The following is a 17486-nucleotide window of genomic DNA, read 5'->3' on the forward strand; positions in this document are numbered from 1 at the left end:
CGATATGATTACTTTCCTTCGATTAATTCTGCCGGAGCATACATTTCAGTACTATCTACGTCTCCTCCACTAAACACCTTGTCTATTTGCCCGATTACAAGGGCTGCCATTCCTACAAAGTTTTGTTTTACAGTCGCCTTAATAGGAGATCCCTCTTCAATCATTTCAATGGCCTGGCTATTTCCATCAATACCTGTAACAATGATGTTTTCTCTCCCAGCAGCTGTAATGGCTTGAGCAGCACCAATCGCCGGCTCGTCCCATCCTGCCCAAACTGCTGTAATTGCGTTCTCTCCCTTATTTGCAAGCAAAAGGTTTTCCATATGCTGACGTGCACTTTCAATCGGACCTGGAACTTTGATTTCTTGTTCAGTAATCACATTGATCCCGGGATGGCTTCTTAAGATTTCATCCAATACTTCCGTTCGTTCCAATACTCCAGGGTGAGGGCGATGTGACAATACGATTATATTCCCTTCTTCCCCAATCTGTTCAATTAAGTGTTCAGTAATCATTTTAGACATCTCTGAATTATCGCTTGTCGCGTTCATTTTCATTCCTTCAATAAAGCTTGCATCACTTCCGAAAACAGGGATACCTTTATCCTTTGCCATTTGTATCTGAGACTTTACTTGATTCGGATCTGTGCTGACAATAACAATAGCGTCCACCTGTGAAGAAATAACATCCTCCATGCGGGAAGCTAATGCTCCTACATCACCATTCGTATCAATAATATTTGATGTCCAACCCTTATCTTTAGAAAGGATCTCCAATTCATCAACCATTTGTTTTGTTGTTACAGATGATAAAAATGGTGTTAGAATAGCGATCTTCTTACTTTCTTTCACTTCTTTTTCTACTCCACTTTCTTTTTCCGTCTTTCCACAAGCACTTATGACGAGTAAAAGCATGATTAAACTAAATATCGTTACTAATTTTTTCATTAAAAATTCCCCCATTTTTTATTCTGTTTTTCCTAAAAGTTCGTGTTCAAAAAGGTACCAAATTAGAAACAAGAAGTTGGAGGCGAGAAGATTTTGAGGATCGGGACTTGCACAAGACGTGCTGGCCTCTGTGTTGCGCACAGGAAGTGAGCGGTCTTAACAGAGGATCCTTTTCTTAGAAGTACCTAATTGCCCACGAAGAAATTCGCCGTTTATCATTTGGTGACTTTTTGAACATCCTCTAAAAGTGCTTTAGCAGTTTTCGTATCAGTAACTAATATATCTATCCATCCACCACTTAAAGTAGCTTTTATACTAGTTATCTTTCCTTCACCACTAGCGACTGCAATAACAATAGGCACCATTTTCAAATCGTTTCCCGAAATCCCAATCATTCGGTCGGAAAATGCCGTTGATAGCTGCGTTCCATTCTTATCAAGAAATATTGTACCTATACTTGCTACAACACCCTCCCTTTTTAGAGCCTCAATTTCCTCTTCCTTCATGTTCGTGGACTTCACATGTGTTGCTTCTTTTGAGATCTCACCCACTCCGATTAAGGCTACATCTAGCTGCCGATATCGATTCAGCAATTCAGCAATCTCAGGCTCCCTCAATAACGTATCCTTCGTTCCTGCTGAAGTAACAACTGCGGGAGCGTGCAAAATCGAGTAACTTCCTTTTGTGCTTTTTGCAATAATGGATGCGTTTGTATTTGCATGCCAGTTAAGCCCTTCCGATCCCCATCCACCTACCAATGGTACGTAATAGAGATTTTTTTTCTGCGGATCTTTCACTTCCCGCGCTAAGGATGTAATTGATTTTCCTGCCATTACACCTACTGTATCTCCACTTTTTATAACGTTTTCAAAAACAGTAGAAGCAGCTTTAGCAATCAAAACATCTGTCATTACTTCTTCCATAGCAGGTACGTTCACTACAATGGCATCTCGTAATTTGAAACATTTTATTAATTCTTCCTCAAGGGCAGACTCGTCACTAAGGGGATTTCTGATTTTAATCTCGACTATTCCTTCGGATTTAGCAGATGAAATCATTCGGCTCACTTGAGAACGAGATATTCCATATTTACTCGCTATCTCTTGCTGGTTTAAGCCCTCCATAAAATATTGCTGACTGACTTTCACTATTAGTCTAAGACGCTCATTATCCACTGAATCCCCCCTTGCTGGGTTACGTGCACGTTTGTTCAACGTTGAATTAATGTTTATTTCATATTTTCAATTTACACTGAAATTATTTTAATGTCAATAAAAACATAGACTTTATTCCTAGGAAAATAGGTGGTAAAAGTAGAATAGCATACAACCAAACCGCTCATTTTCGAGAAGAATTTATACTTAAATAGAAATAAAAAACGAGACATCCCAGAGCACCTAAGATGTTTCGTTTTATTTTTATTACTTTAGTACTATACTTTGTGTAATTAAACCCTTATGGAAGCTCATAGTATCCATCATAAACAGCATTTGCCTCTTCCTTAGATACCCGTTTATAATATTGGCCGTCAGGAAACTTTACCATATCTTTATTAGATACATCATACTTTGTTGAACCTTCTTCGAATGACAGTTCAATTTCCGTACTACTTAAATGACTAATATTGATTATTTTAGTATTTGTGATATGGTCTGAATTAGCTAAGGCACATGCCGCCAATTCAGCAGTAATATGACAAGCCATTGTACCGTTAAGCCAATACCCACCAAGGGCCCCTATATCCTTTGAGGCCGCTTTTTTCTCCTCAGCTGCTTTTAGTTCAGCGGCCTTTTTCTCAGCTTCTGCCTTTAGTTGGGCTGCTTTTCTTTCTAACTCGGCTTGCTTTTCTTTTTCAATCTTTGCTTCTGCAACCGCCTTTTCCTTAGCTATAACCACTTCACCTTTGAAGGTTTCTACATTTTTTTTCATTTCAGTATGAAGTGGGTGGCTTAAATCCTGCTGTAATAGTGTTTCAAGTGTCTGAATGGACTCGTCATACGCTTGCTCGTTTAATTTCTTCTTTGCATCTTCAAAACTAGCTAAATATTCGCTTTCCTTGGATTTTAATGCTTGAATTTTTTCCCGCATTAGTTGAGCTTGTTCTACTAACAGATCAGACCCTTCCTCGACCTTGATCACTTTACCTAAAAGTTTCGATGCGTTATCTATATTACCATCTGTTAATTCCCTATCTGCTTCTTGGATTTGTTGTGTTTGCTCTAATAATATACTTGCTTGAGCATCATCCGGCCTTTCTTCTAATGCCATTTCAAAGAAACCTTCTGCTTTAGCAAATTCCTCTTTTTCAATTCGCTCCAGTCCTTTTGCCATCATCTGTTCATATGCCTCATTACTTTGCGAACAGCCTATTAGTGCTAATGATAAACCTAGTATTATACTAATAAATTTAAATTGCTTTTTCATCCAATTAATCTCTCCTCATATCTTTATAGATATATCGGTATTTTATCGGAAAGCATACCGAGATATCTCCCCTTTCAGTGACAACTTTCACTACTAAATTCATACCACAATCTCGGCAAATAGAAAAGCCCCATTGCATTATGCAAGGGGAAGGGGTCTGATATTGCATCTATTATCTAGATATCATTGTTAACACTGTATCTAAGAGAACATTTACTCCTTTTTCACAATCCTCCCAAGTCGTACATTCTTCCTCACAATGGCTCTTTCCGTTTATACTGGGAATAAACACCATCGCTGTGGGTAGCATATTTGCCATGAATTGAGCATCATGCCCAGCACCACTTACCATTCTTTTATTGGAGTATCCTAATGACTCTGCGGATTGCTCTAACTGTTGACAAATTGCTTCGTCGAACCAAACTGTATCACGGCCCCAAAGTTTCGTAACCCTTACCTCACAGCCATCTTTTAAGGAAAATCGGGGAAGACCCTGAATAATTTCTTCTACTTCGACGATGACCTCTGGATTTTTATGCCTGGCCTCCAAGGAAAAAATAACTTTATTCGGAATCACTGTATGGATGCTCGGAGATGCATTGATCCTACCGATCGTGTACACTAAATCACTCTCTAAGGAGCCTAATCTATTACGTATTTCAGTTATTACGTTATTCGCCGCAAATAGCGCATCTTTTCTCATATTCATTGGTGTCGTACCCGCATGATTAGATTCACCTAATATTTCAAGCTCATAACAAACCATTCCAACAACACATTCCACAATACCAATTGAAAGGGATTCCTTTTCAAGGATTGGCCCTTGTTCTATATGCAACTCTATTAATGCTATACCTTCTTGTAAACGATTCGCTTCTTTACCCATGTATCCGCTAGCATTCAGTGCTTGCCCAAATGTTATTCCCTCTGAATCTACTTTGTTCATCATAACATCCTTCTCAAATTTACCTGAGATTACACCCGATGCCATCATGGAAGGCTCAAATCGAGCACCCTCCTCATTTGTAAAATTGACAATCGTAATTGGTATGGAGGGTTTAATACGATGGTCGACCAATGTTCTAACCACCTCTAGACCAGCTAATACACCCAATACTCCATCAAATCGTCCACCCTTTTTTACTGTATCTAGATGCGAACCAATTATAATTGGAGGTTTGCTTTCTGTACCTTCAAGCGTTGCATACATACATCCCATATCATCCATCTTGACAATTAAACCAAGTTCTTCACAACAAGAACTAAAATAATCTCTAACTAAACGATCTTCTTCCGATAGGGACAATCGGGTGACACCATTATTTTCTGTACGTCCGAAATCAGCAAATCGCTCAACCTCATCCTTCAATCTTTCCCCATTGATCAATACCTTTTGCCTTTGCATCTTAACACTCCTTTTTAAATATTCAATATATTCTAAAGGGCATAACATCTTTTTTGTTAATCAATGCAATTTTATCTTCGAAAAGAAGCCAATTAATAAACGACGAATTTCTTCTTTGCTGATTTTTTCTAATTTGGCACATTTTTGAACACGCACTTCTAATTGGTCTAGTTATAAGAAAAGCACAACAGGTATTTCCCACTAAATAATGTATACGCAGAACTTGGAAGCATTAATCCAAACTTTATCTTCTTTATTCATATAATCATGGGTTAAAACAATTATATACCATTTCCTTTCTCTGTCATTGGACAAAACATAAAATCAAACACATATTTTTATGGATAGTTTGTATGATTGATACTTGTATCGAGCTACTCTCATATTCCTGAATACATGACTTTACCTTTAAGTGCGTGTTCCGCTTGAAATTCATACTCGCTGACGATCCAAAATCTCTTTTAGTACAACAGCCTGATTGTGTTTTTTATCCTTTGCCCCATAAACTAACGTCACATGTTTTCTATGATCAATCACAAGTTTTTTTAACTCTTTCAATTGATCCTTTTTCTCTTCCTCCGATCGTAGCTCTTCTTTATATCTACTTTTGAACTTATCGAATTTATCTGGATCATGATCGAACCACTTACGTAATTGTTCAGAGGGCGCCACTGTTTTCATCCAATGTTCAATATTTAACATTTCTTTTGAAATGCCTCTTGGCCATACTCTGTCAACAAGTACCCGCACACCGTCATCGCTCGAAACTCCTTCATAGGCACGCTTCATTTTTACTGGCATTAGAAGCCACTTCCTTTCTTCTATTTCCATGGCGTATAAACATCTTTTCCCTCATTCATCGTAATCATAAACTAAGTGGATTGATATTAGTCGATTTTGGATTTTGGTAATACATAAAAGCAATCCTATTTTGAAGGATAATTTACCCACTTATAATAAATAATAATACAAGCTCCTTAAAAATTCCGATATCAATGCAGGACTATATGAAGTTAGTCTCTTCTTTTTAGTTATGCTGAATTTTAAAGATCATTCATTAAAGCATTATTTCTATGATAAATGCAGAACTTTTTAGAAAAGTGCAGATTTTTAAAGGCAGAAAGCAAGACATACCCAATTATGAGGGTTGATACATGCTGTATTACTTTGATATATTAATTAATAGCAAAATAGGATTGTGAATAAATACACAATAATAGGAGTTGATAAGTATGCGGTCTGTCCATGATACAGATCACAGTATGGATGAGGGGAAGGATGATTATTCATTAGATAGGGTACCACGACAACATAGGAATATGGGATGGTTAAGCATAACCAATATTACATTTGGTATAGCAACAGCCATTTTCTATTTTCAAATGGGAAGTGTGATGGCGCTTCAATTCGGAGCAATTAATGCTATTATATCAGCCATTTACGCAATCATTGTAGCCGGAATACTGGGAACATTCATTGCTTACTTTTCGGCAAAGTCAGGTATGAATGTAAATTTATTATCCAGAGGTGGAGGATTTGGTTATATTGGTGCATCATTAACCTCGTTCATTTATGCAACAAACTTTATTATGTATTGTGCGTTTGAAGGCTTAATATTAGTTTCTGCCGTCCACGCGTTTTTCCCCACTATACCAGAATGGGTATTAATTATTTTCTTCGGAACAATTGTGATTCCTTTAAATTGGTTTGGTATAAAACAACTCGATAAATTACAAAAATGGTCTTTACCGCTCTTCGGTATTTTTTTAGTAGCGGCAATCGTTATGTCCACATATAAAACATCTGTCTACGAAGGAAGCTTTTGGACGTATATGCCTGAAGGCGTACAAGTAGGAGGAACAGCTTTACTGATGTGTATAGGAATGCATCATGGTATTATGGGTCTAACAGCTCTTCTTGCTTCTGATTATTCCCGTTTCCTTAAACCAAAAGATATCAGAATAGGCTCCGTGGCCATTGGGTTTATTCCGCAAATTTTCTGTTTTGGAATCATGGGCGGTCTTGGTATATGGTTTGGCGTTCGTTTAGGTGAACCGAATCCAGGCGTTTATATTGTCCTACTCCTAGGCATTTGGGGGGCATTATTTACTATGTTAACGCAAATTAGAATTAATGTGACAAATATATATAGCGGTTCCTTATCACTGGCAAGCTTTTTTGAAAATGTTTTCAAATTTAAGCCGAGCAGACGTTTCTGGGTTGTTATAACCGGCGTATCCGCAATGGTATTAATGCTAGGCGGCATCGTAGATCATTTAGATACTGCAATGACATTCCAAGGGGTATTTTTATTGACTTGGGCAGCAATATTAGTCAGCGATGCTTTGATCGTCAAGAAATTATTGAAAATTGGTCCTCGTTATTATGAAGCTAGGCAGGAGTATTTGTATAAATGGAATCCCGTTGGAGTAGCATCCTTGCTTATAGCAAGTGGTTTGGGTACGATAGCTGCATTAGGGTATATGGGAACTTTCTTACAAAGTACTGCGGCATTTTTCGCTGCGATTCTAGCAGCATTACTCACAGTTATTCTGGCTATTTTCACGAAAGGTAAATATTATCTCAAAAGTGAACCTAATGACATTCCAGAAGAAGACTTTATTGCATAAGCGTTCTCGATTATTAATATTACTTTTCGCTAATCAAGAGCCTACCGCCTAATATTTTATTCCGTCCGGTGCGTTTCTAAAAGTTGTGATTCACATTACAGTTGGCTTCACACGCTTTGCGTTCAACTGAAAGTTTTTTCTATAAGTAAAAGACGAGAGAAGCGCCTCTCGTCTTTTTATCTTTAATACTTTATTACCACCATTTTCAAACAAAAACAAAAAACCTCGATTAACTGTCGCGCCAAGTTTCTTATATCTCTAATGACTTAGATGATTATCTCCGCTTGGCTCTGAAATTTCAGTTAGGGCTGCTTGCGCTTGCTCATCTGTTAATTGGCGTACTGCAAAATCTCCGAGTGCTACTATTCCCAATAATTTTCCTTCTTCCACTACAGGTAACCTACGGATTTGATGCTTCGCCATTAGCTCAGTCGCTTCTCGGGTATCTATTTCGGGTTTAATTGAAATTAAATTACTACTCATTATTTCTTCTACTTTTGAAGATGGTGGCTTTTTTTCAGCAATACAGCGAAGAACGATGTCACGATCCGTGATCATACCGACTAACCGTTCATTATCAATAATCGGTATCGATCCGACATTTTCTTCTTTCATTTTAACAGCTACTTCAAAAATATTATCTAATAAAGAACATACTTCTACTTCTGTAGACATTAAATCACGAACTTGTGTCATGTATTTGCCTCCTACTAATAGTACTTGAGGATTACGCAGGACGTTCCCCCATAATGTATGTTGCCTTCTTAGTATTAAATTATACAATGAATAGCCAGCTTGGTTTTTCATAAAAAACCGGTTAGGACGTGTCCCAAACCGGCTAATTATTCCTTCCATAAAACTTGTTAGTTTAACTTTCAGTCTCTACCTGTATCAGCATAAACTCAGTAACATCAACAATTCCTCGATTAGAAATACGGATTTCTGGTATAACTGGTAAGGCAATTAATGAAAAGGTCATAAATGGCGCATTTAATGGACAGCCAATATCTTTCCACGCTTCTTCAAGCTGTTGCACTTCTTTTACTACCGTTTCTAATGGCTGATCTGACATAAGACCTGCAATTGGCATGCTGACTCTAGCAAGCACCTTTTGATCTTCAACGACAATCATACCGCCGCCCATTTTGGCAAGTTCATTCGCCGCAAATGCCATATCTTCCTTATTCGTACCCATTACAAGTAAATTATGGCTATCATGAGCTACTGTTGAAGCAACAGCTCCTTTTTTCAACTGAAAGCCATGTGCATATGCGAGTGAAATCTGTCCTGAGGCATGATGACGATCAATACATGCAAGTTGAATGATATCTTTTTCGACATCAGGTCGGATGACCCCGTCTACAATTTTTAATATAGCGGTCATTTTTTCCGTTCGCGCACTGTTTTCAATAATTTTGATCACATTTACACCTGTCTTAGCCTGTTTAGATTCACTATGTAATAAAAAATCTTCAGGCTTAAGAGTGGACTTTAAATGAATAGAATTTCTCACATGTTCAGGGTAAATAAATTCAGGGAATGGTTTCACGATCTTTTCATTTTCAAAAATCACTTCCCCGTCCGTCACGACTGTTGATGGCTCTACTTTATTTAGGTCTTCCATCAGTAAAATATCTGCATATTTCCCAGGTGCAATTGCTCCTAGATCTTGATCTAATTTAAAATAACGAGCCACATTAATAGTAGCCATTTGGATCGCTGTGACAGGGTCAACGCCTTCTTCAATTGCTCTACGAACAACGTGATTTAAATGTCCCTTTTCTATGAGCGTTTGCGGATACACATCATCTGTCACTAAACTAATATTATCTGTGTTTACCTTATCCTCTGTCACAATTTTAATCACTTCTTTTACATCATGCCACGCGGAACCTTCACGGATCATTAGGTGCATACCTAATCGCACCTTTTCTAAACCTTGTTCCCTTGTAACCGTTTCATGATCGGAAGTCACCCCAGAAGCGATATAAGCTTGAAGCAAATGATTATCTTCATCAGGAAAATGACCGGTTACCGCTTTATTCACCTTCATCGTTTCCTCAATTTCCCCACTCATAGTAGGGTCTCCGTACACAACCCCAGGAAAGTTCATCACTTCACCTAGTCCAGCGACATTATCCCATTGTAAACCTGCTTTTATATCCTCAACACCTAATGATGCCCCTGCATCTTCCATATCTGTAGTCGCGGGAACACAGGAAGGAAAGGTTGTATATACTTTTAACGGGAGCTGTTGCCCCTCTTCATGCATTAACTGCACACCTTCCACGCCGAAGACATTTGCAATTTCATGTGGATCCATGAAAATTCCTGTTGTCCCTTTTGCGATTGCTGCCTTCGCAAATTGAGTCACAGAAAGCATTGTACTTTCCACATGCATATGTGCATCAAGAAAGCCTGGTACTAAATATTGATTATTCGCATCAATGATTTCTGTGTGATCTCCAATGGTATGATCAGCATTCCCAACATAGGCAATTCTACCTTCACTGATCGAAATATCCATATGTTTTAATAACTCTCCGGAGAAAACATTGACCAAAGTTCCATTTTTAATAACTAAATCGGCTTTCTCAACGCCTCTAGCAACCTTAGATAAGCGCTGACTCACTTCATAAAGCTTTTTTCTTTTGTTAGTAATCCGCATGTTTGATACTCCTTCTTGTTTAACTATAAAAATGGGGAATGCCCATTTTATTATGTGCATTCCCTATATTTGGTTTCCCAGAATTCTTATAAATTAATTCTACTATACAGCCCATCCAAGATATGCAACGAAAATCACAAATAAAATGTACATGACAGGGTGTATTTCTTTATACTTCCCTTTAAACACCATTGTTAAAGGATATAAAACAAAACCTAGTGCAATCCCTGTTGAAATACTATATGTTAAAGGCATTGCAATAACTGTGAAGAAGGCAGGAATTGCATTTTCAAATTCATCCCACTTAATTCCTGATAATGCAGATGCCATCAACACACCAACAATAATTAATGCGGGTGCGGTTACTGCTGGTGTGACAACACTTAATAAAGGTGAAAAGAATAATGCAACGATGAATAACCCTGCTGTAACGACAGAAGTAAATCCTGATCTACCACCAGCTGCAACGCCCGCGGATGATTCTACAAACGAAGTAGTTGTGGATGTTCCCAAAACAGCTCCAACCATTGTACCTACTGAATCAGCTGCTAAAGCTTTTCCAGCCCTTGGTAATTTCCCATCCTTTATCAAACCAGCTTGTCTAGCGACTGCCATTAACGTTCCTGCAGCATCAAAGAAGTTAACAAACAATAAAGTGAAAATGACAACTAACATTTCGGGAGTAAATAGATCACCAATATGGCCAAATAATTTTCCAAAAGTTGGTTCAAGACTCGGAACCGGTGCGATAATTCCAGATGGCAACGGGATTAAATTAAATATAATACCCACCATCGATGTAATAATCATTGCGTAAAAGATTCCGCCTTGGAAGCCCCTTATCATAAAAAATGCCGTTACAATTATACCTAAAAAAGCGAGCAATGTTGACGGTGCCGTAATATCACCTAATGCCACTATTGTCGTTCCAGGTGCTGCTTCCACAACGATTCCAGCATTTTGTAAACCAAGAAATGTAATAAACAAACCAATACCTGCGCCTACTGCAAGCTTTAACTGTTCAGGGATCGCGTTGATAATAGTTTCACGTACCTTTGTTAACGTTAAGATAAAGAAAATAACCCCAGACATAAATGTTCCTGCTAATGCTGTTTCCCACGGTATTCCCATTCCTAATACCACTGTAAAGGCAAAGAATGCATTTATTCCCATTCCAGGTGCGAGTGCAAGTGGATAGTTGGCCCAAATCCCCATCACTAAACAACCAATAGCTGATGCCAGTCCTGTTGCTACAAATACGGCCCCTTCGTCCATTCCAGCTGCACTTAAAACCGAAGTATTCACAAACAAAATATAAGCCATTGCAAGGAAAGTAGTTAAACCTGCAACAGATTCTTGACGATAGTTCGTATCTAATTCTTTAAACTTAAAATAACGTTGCATACATTTTCCTCCTAAAATTCGAATAAAAGACAAAAAACCTGAGCTACAGTCCACTCAGGTTACAATCCACATTTAAAAACGTCGGAAAATGATGGTTAACAATGATAAAAAATAATGCCAATAAAAATCAATGTCATTTCCAATCGTTCTTCATGTAGTCGGGTAATTAGTGGTTACCTGGTAGAGACGCTTGAGCCATATTCCCAAGCATATACATTCGAATAAAATTTTATTTAATTGTTTTCTACTTTATATTAATAGCATAAAAGACCCATAAAAGTCAATAAAACACGAATATTTTTATATATTTATTATTTAACGTTCGTATGTAGCCTGAATAACATCCTTACATAGTGCGTTAGACATTACTATTGATCAAATAATATTGTGGCTCATTTGCAAGAAACCATCGATCCTTACAACTTTCTCTACTATGTTGATCGTTGCTCTGGCTTTATAAAACTCATCATTGGCCCATCGGTAATACTAAGATAATAAACATAATTGCAGGTCATTTAATTATAACAGTTAAGAAGATATAATGCCTAAAAAAGTAGCGAACAGTGACTCACCATTCGCTAAAAAGCCAATCTAGTTCTACTTCAATTTATTCAATTAATTTTATAAACAAACTTGTATTTTATGTTTTTTGTTTTCCTTCCCTACAACTAACATATTTATCGATCAAGTCGAGTAGTGCGGATCCGATCTGTCTCTAGTTGATCGATCTGTAATGTATCCGGGTTAATTATAACGCCATAATCCTTTAAAGCGGAATCAATTGAAACAAACTCATTTAATACGTCACTAAGAACTGCTTCCGGCTCCCGTTCAAAAGGATTCCCCCAACCGCCTCCACCGGCCCTGTGAAATTGAATAATACCACCTGGCGGCATTTTCACTTCAAATGCTGTTTCTTCAACTACTGACGCTTCTGCTGTGCCGAAATTCATGACAACACTGTTCCCTGGTGCATCATGACCAGTACAATATCCTTTTGTGGTATTACGAACACCTGCCATCATCACGCTCGTTTTGCTTTCCTGCATATGTTGAATTTGCACATCCAAACCCGGTGTGCCCCGCCAGCGACCAATACCCGTAAAATCACTTGTATATTCATGTTTTAGTACACGGCTCGGATATTGAATCTCATTCATTTCAATTGAAGGAAGAATAACTCCAGTCATAACGGGTGGATATAATCCCCAACCATCCGTTTCGTAGGCGGCTCCCGCACCACCTGTATATCCGTAAAAGTTTAAATTTACCCAAGGTTTTCCGTCATCATATTTTCCATGGGAATAGGCAAGCGGTAATTTATGGACATTCCCCCCCACACGAGTTGGAGCACAATGTGATATCGCTAGTAAAACACTTTCCGCTATTTCCGCGCCTACACAAGCAGTCGAATGTCCACACGGAGCCGGGAGCCGAGGATTCACGACAGTACCTAATGGAGCTGTGACACTAACTGGATTCATATAACCTTCATTGATAGGGATATCCTCATCACAACAAGTAGAAATCGCAACAAATGCAAATGATGTTGTATTGGATATGGGGCTATTAATAAATCCCTGTACTTGTGGAGAAGAGCCTGTAAAATCGATGTCCAAATTGCTCCCTTTAACCGTTACAGTTGCACGTACTTTTATGTCCTTGTTACCTTGAAAATCATGATCTGCATAGGTTTCTCCAACATACGTGCCATCTTGCCAACTTGATATTTCATCTCGCACACGTTTTTCCGTATACTCAATTCTATTATCAATTGCTTTTATCACTTTTTCAGCACTATATTTATCAAGCATACTTTGAATCCGATTTGCCGCAAGTTTGCAAGCACCAATCATTGCATTTAAATCTCCCTCTAGCCAATGAGAAAGACGATTATTTGCTACCAACATATCAAATACGTCTTTGCGTTTCTCACCACGTTCATAAATCTTTATAGGAGGGATGCGAAGGCCGTCATGCCATATATCTTTTGAACGCGGATTATACCCGCCGGCCACAGGCCCACCATTATCCCCCATATGACTTCGAACGGCGGGTAATAGGACAGGTTTTCGATTGTGAAAAACAGGCATGACAATGGTCCAATCTAAACTATGTGACCCGCCATGGTATGGATCATTTACTAAAAGAATGTCCCCTGGATGTAAGTCATAGCGGAAAGCATCCAATAAATGGTCTACTGCTCCGACAACCGCATATAAATGCAATGTGCACCCAGGTGCCTGCGCGACCAATCGGGATTTTTTTCCTGATAGATCAAAGATACCTGTTGTAAAATCATGTGCTTCATTAAAAAGAGGTGAGCGAGCTGTCCTTGTTACAGTAACACTCATCTCCCTAGCTACAGCATCAAGGGATCCTCCTACAACCTGTGAAAGTATGACATCTTGATTGATCATAATTGAGTTCCCTCCCCAGAGTATTTAAAGACAAGCTGTTCTCCACTTTTAACAACCTCACCGGTAGTACTCTGGAGATAGTTCTTATTCTGTTCTCCTTGTTTAGATAAAGAACCATACGTTTCTTCTTCACTGTATGGGAGCAAAAGATTGAAAAAAACGTCCTCTGATTGATTAATTATAGACACTCTCATCTCATTTTCATTTTCTATCCATTCCCTAGAAAACATTTTAAAGCCGTGATAGAATTCAAGTTCTTCAGCTGATACTAGCATTTTTTGCCCATATAATCCTGGCGGTCCCCAACCTGTTGAGGTAACTGGGAAGCCTGGCACAAGAACCAAAGCCTTTGTTTCCGGTCTCTCTCCAAGCGGGGGATAGAAAATAGCTTGAGGACCAATCCCAAATATTGGCGGGAAGTCCTGTGTCGAAACTTTTCCTTTTTTCAACGCTCTAAATATTGCCTCGGATATAAAGTGTCCAGTTATGCTAGGTGATAAAGCAGTCGAAGCTGGAAAATCCGGATCTACGATGGACCCTTTTTTTGTTTTCACAATAAACGGCTCAAGCGTCCCCTCATTGATGGCAATTTCATCTGCTAAATTTGCTAGAAATGGCCACACAGCAAAAGCTTTAGTAGTTGAAATAGGGGAATTGATTGGTTTATTTGACTGATTGGAAGAACCGGTGAAATCAACTCTCATTTGATTCTCTGTTCTATTAATGATTACCTCAATGAAAACCTTTTCCCCTTCTACTATTTCAAATTCCACAGTAGATTTCATGTCACAAATAGGAATTTGACTCAAGTGATGGATGACTTTCTTTTTATTGTATTGAAACATACTTTCTATTGATTGATATAATGTATGCTGACCATAATTACTCAATAGTTTTTTTATTTGTTCCTGTGCTCCTTGCAAACAGGAGTACATCGCATCTAAATCCGCTTTAAATGAGGTCGGAACACGGCTATTTGCTAATAAAAATCGTAAAACGTCCATTTGCAGAAGGCCCTGCTTATAGAGTTTAATCGGCGTGATCCTAATGCTTTCTTGCCAAACTTCAAACGCTTCCGGATGAAAACCACCAGGATATTCTCCAGCAAGATCCATCATCTGTGCTCGGATAACTGGAAAAAGAACAAGTTCTCCTTCATGGAATAAGGGAGCAACCATTGTCAGTGTTTGTCCCTTTGTACCCCCACTATACGGATCTGCCACTAATAAAATATCACCATCCGCAACATCAAAGGAGAAATAATCGAATAGATTTTCCACACTATCTTTTAGAGCAAATAAATGCTCAGGTTCATACTGATTTTGAACGGCTACTTTTAAATCATTAGTAAATAATCCTGTAGCGAATGCTCGATCTTGTGAAAGTAGAGGAGAACGCGAAATACGTTCTAAACGATCTCCCATCTCTCTACAAATTGATTGAAGCTTATTATAAAGAATTTGTGCTTGAATCATGGAGTTTCACCTCTTTGCCGTTGTTCGGCAGCATGTTTTACCTCAATTACACAATTACGGTATGAATCGATTAAAGCTTCATGTCCTGGATAAACAACAATGGTCGTACCCCATTGCTCGATAATTGCAGGACCAACGATTAAATTGCCTGGCTGAAGCAATGAGCCATCATAAATAGGCGTGGTAACTGGATCAATGTCGAAGTACATTTCTCGCTCCCCTGAATTAGCCTCTACAGGATCCTCTTGTTGAAAAGGTTCTTCCTGTAGCTTTAGCTGTTCGCGTACCCCTACTAAATCCAATCGTAAATTTAATACTTCAATCTCATGCCCGGGATCCTTATGAGCAAACAGCCTTTCATGGAGTTCATGAAAATCGGCAATGGTAGCATCTAGGTTTAACTCTGTAATTCGACGTGTTCTTGATTTAACGGGCACAGTTACCTCATGAACTTCCCCTGCATAACGCATATCAATAAAGCGACGTGTTTCAAATTGACTCGTAACTGATTGTCCACCTAATTTTCCCCGAGCAGTTGCCTCCATTTGTTCAAAATCGGTATTAACAGCATCAAGATCAATCGTATGTATGCTATCAAAACGGGTGCGAAGCTCTGTCACCTTCAAATTCGCAGCAACATCACCAAGTGCACAAAAAACCGGTGCAAGGGATGGGACAATCACGGTGTTGATACCAAGATCCTCCGCTTGTTTTCCAGCCTGAATAGCGGCTGCACCACCTACGGCCAGCAGTGCAAAATTACGTGGATCATGACCTTGTTGTGTAGTCACATATTGTACGGCATTTGACATGTCACTATTAACAATCTGTGAAATAGCCAAAGCAGCTTCTACTGTAGAAATACCAAGTGGCTCCGCAATATACGTTCTTATTGCTTGCTCCGCTAATGACCTACTAAGTTTCATTTCTCCGCCAAGGAAGTTATCTGGATTTATATACCCTAAAAAAACATTTACATCCGTAACAGTTGGCTCTGCACCACCTCTGCCATAACATGCTGGTCCTGGGTTCGAACCTGCACTTTTTGGTCCTACTCGCAAAGCACCTCCTGTATCAATCCAAGCAATACTCCCTCCCCCGGATCCAATTGTATGGATATCCATCATAGGTAATGCAACTCGGTAACGACTGATCCAATTTTCCGTTGTAATAGCTGGTTGGAGTTTTTCAATAACGGAAACATCATAACTAGTTCCGCCCATATCTACCGTAATCAAATTTTCATACCCTGATTTTTGCCCGATAAAAGATGCAGCAGTAACACCACCGGCAGGCCCAGAAAGGAGAGCGCCTGCTGCAAATTTACTGCTTTGAATAACATTTTGTACACCACCATTAGATTGCATAACAAATAATTCACCAGCAAATCCATATTCACGAAGACGTTGATCCAAATGATTCAAATACTTTTGCATAACAGGTCCTGTAAACGCGTTAACAATCGTTGTACTTACTCGTTCAAACTCCCGAATTTGCGGTAATACCTCATAAGAGAGTGTCACAAATACATCAGGTGCTTCTTCTTCTATAATTTCGCGAACTCTTTTTTCATGATTGGAGTTAATAAAGCTGAATAAGAAGCACACAGCAATTGCTTCTATTCCCTCTTTAACTAACTGTCGAACAGCCTGTCGTACTGCCGTTTCATCTAATGACTTCACGATATTTCCTTCGTGGTCTAATCTTTCCGGAATACCTATTCGATATCTCCTAGGAACAATTTGGTGTGGGGCTTGCAAACGTGGTGAAAAAACACTTTCTTTGTAAGCCCTTCGAAACTCAATTTCATCACGGAATCCCTCTGTTGTAAGTAATCCAACTTTTGCACCGTTATATTCTAATAGAGTATTGGTTGCTACAGTTGTACCATGGACAACTAAAGGACTATTAGATAAGATCTCTTCTACTTTTATACCGATAATATCAGATAATTTTTTTATTCCATTGATTACCCCGTCTGACTGATCAGATGTTGAAGGTGTTTTAGTGGTATACATACTCCCTGAATTATCCATTGCTACCAGGTCAGTAAAAGTCCCACCGACATCAATTCCAAATACCCAATTACTTCGATTTTTTTCCATAATTCATT

General features: G+C 38.7%; 12 protein-coding genes and 1 riboswitch. Of the genes, 1 reads left to right on the plus strand and 11 read right to left on the minus strand.

The window, feature by feature from the left end; translation table 11 throughout:
• Positions 1–8: 8 nt before the first annotated feature.
• The 5 genes from MHB53_RS15440 to MHB53_RS15460 all read right to left on the minus strand — a co-directional run bounded on the left by MHB53_RS15440 (position 9) and on the right by MHB53_RS15460 (position 5577).
• Positions 9–947, minus strand: a complete 939-nt coding sequence (locus MHB53_RS15440) for a sugar ABC transporter substrate-binding protein (RefSeq protein ID WP_340919934.1) — start codon at positions 945–947, stop codon at positions 9–11.
• Positions 948–1162: 215 nt separating this feature from the next.
• Positions 1163–2122, minus strand: a complete 960-nt coding sequence (locus tag MHB53_RS15445) for a sugar-binding transcriptional regulator (protein ID WP_340919936.1) — start codon at positions 2120–2122, stop codon at positions 1163–1165.
• Positions 2123–2402: 280 nt separating this feature from the next.
• Entirely contained in the window at positions 2403–3371 is a 969-nt protein-coding gene (locus tag MHB53_RS15450) for a hypothetical protein (RefSeq protein ID WP_340919938.1), read from the minus strand.
• A gap of 172 nt (positions 3372–3543) precedes the next feature.
• Entirely contained in the window at positions 3544–4776 is a 1233-nt protein-coding gene (locus MHB53_RS15455) for a Zn-dependent hydrolase (protein WP_340919940.1), read from the minus strand.
• Positions 4777–5208: 432 nt separating this feature from the next.
• The gene (locus MHB53_RS15460; RefSeq protein ID WP_340919943.1) at positions 5209–5577 is read right to left on the minus strand and encodes a DUF488 domain-containing protein; all 369 of its coding nucleotides are present in this window, start codon (positions 5575–5577) and stop codon (positions 5209–5211) included.
• A gap of 431 nt (positions 5578–6008) precedes the next feature.
• Here MHB53_RS15460 and MHB53_RS15465 point away from each other — a divergent pair, with 431 nt between their 5' ends.
• Positions 6009–7406: a purine-cytosine permease family protein gene (locus tag MHB53_RS15465; protein ID WP_340919946.1), complete on the plus strand. Its 1398-nt coding sequence runs from the start codon at positions 6009–6011 to the stop codon at positions 7404–7406.
• A gap of 258 nt (positions 7407–7664) precedes the next feature.
• Here the strand turns inward: MHB53_RS15465 and MHB53_RS15470 are convergent, their stop codons facing one another.
• The 6 genes from MHB53_RS15470 to MHB53_RS15495 all read right to left on the minus strand — a co-directional run bounded on the left by MHB53_RS15470 (position 7665) and on the right by MHB53_RS15495 (position 17478).
• Positions 7665–8102 carry a CBS domain-containing protein gene (locus MHB53_RS15470; protein WP_340919948.1) on the minus strand — a complete coding sequence of 146 codons (438 nt, stop codon included), beginning with the start codon at positions 8100–8102 and terminating at the stop codon, positions 7665–7667.
• A gap of 172 nt (positions 8103–8274) precedes the next feature.
• Positions 8275–10074 carry an adenine deaminase gene (gene ade, locus MHB53_RS15475; RefSeq protein WP_340919950.1) on the minus strand — a complete coding sequence of 600 codons (1800 nt, stop codon included), beginning with the start codon at positions 10072–10074 and terminating at the stop codon, positions 8275–8277.
• A 102-nt stretch (positions 10075–10176) separates the two neighbouring features.
• Positions 10177–11478 carry an NCS2 family permease gene (locus MHB53_RS15480; protein WP_340919953.1) on the minus strand — a complete coding sequence of 434 codons (1302 nt, stop codon included), beginning with the start codon at positions 11476–11478 and terminating at the stop codon, positions 10177–10179.
• 135 nt (positions 11479–11613) lie between these two features.
• Positions 11614–11715: riboswitch (purine riboswitch) on the minus strand.
• A 440-nt stretch (positions 11716–12155) separates the two neighbouring features.
• On the minus strand, positions 12156–13898 hold the full coding sequence (locus MHB53_RS15485) for a hydantoinase B/oxoprolinase family protein (protein WP_340919955.1): 1743 nt from the start codon (positions 13896–13898) through the stop codon (positions 12156–12158).
• Positions 13895–15373 carry a hydantoinase B/oxoprolinase family protein gene (locus tag MHB53_RS15490; protein ID WP_340919958.1) on the minus strand — a complete coding sequence of 493 codons (1479 nt, stop codon included), beginning with the start codon at positions 15371–15373 and terminating at the stop codon, positions 13895–13897. Before MHB53_RS15490 ends, MHB53_RS15485 begins: the two co-directional genes overlap by 4 nt.
• Positions 15370–17478 carry a hydantoinase/oxoprolinase family protein gene (locus MHB53_RS15495; protein WP_340919960.1) on the minus strand — a complete coding sequence of 703 codons (2109 nt, stop codon included), beginning with the start codon at positions 17476–17478 and terminating at the stop codon, positions 15370–15372. Before MHB53_RS15495 ends, MHB53_RS15490 begins: the two co-directional genes overlap by 4 nt.
• Positions 17479–17486 lie beyond the last annotated feature (8 nt).

It is taken from the genome of Bacillus sp. FSL K6-3431 (assembly GCF_038002605.1).
Lineage (GTDB): Bacteria > Bacillota > Bacilli > Bacillales > Bacillaceae_C > Lederbergia.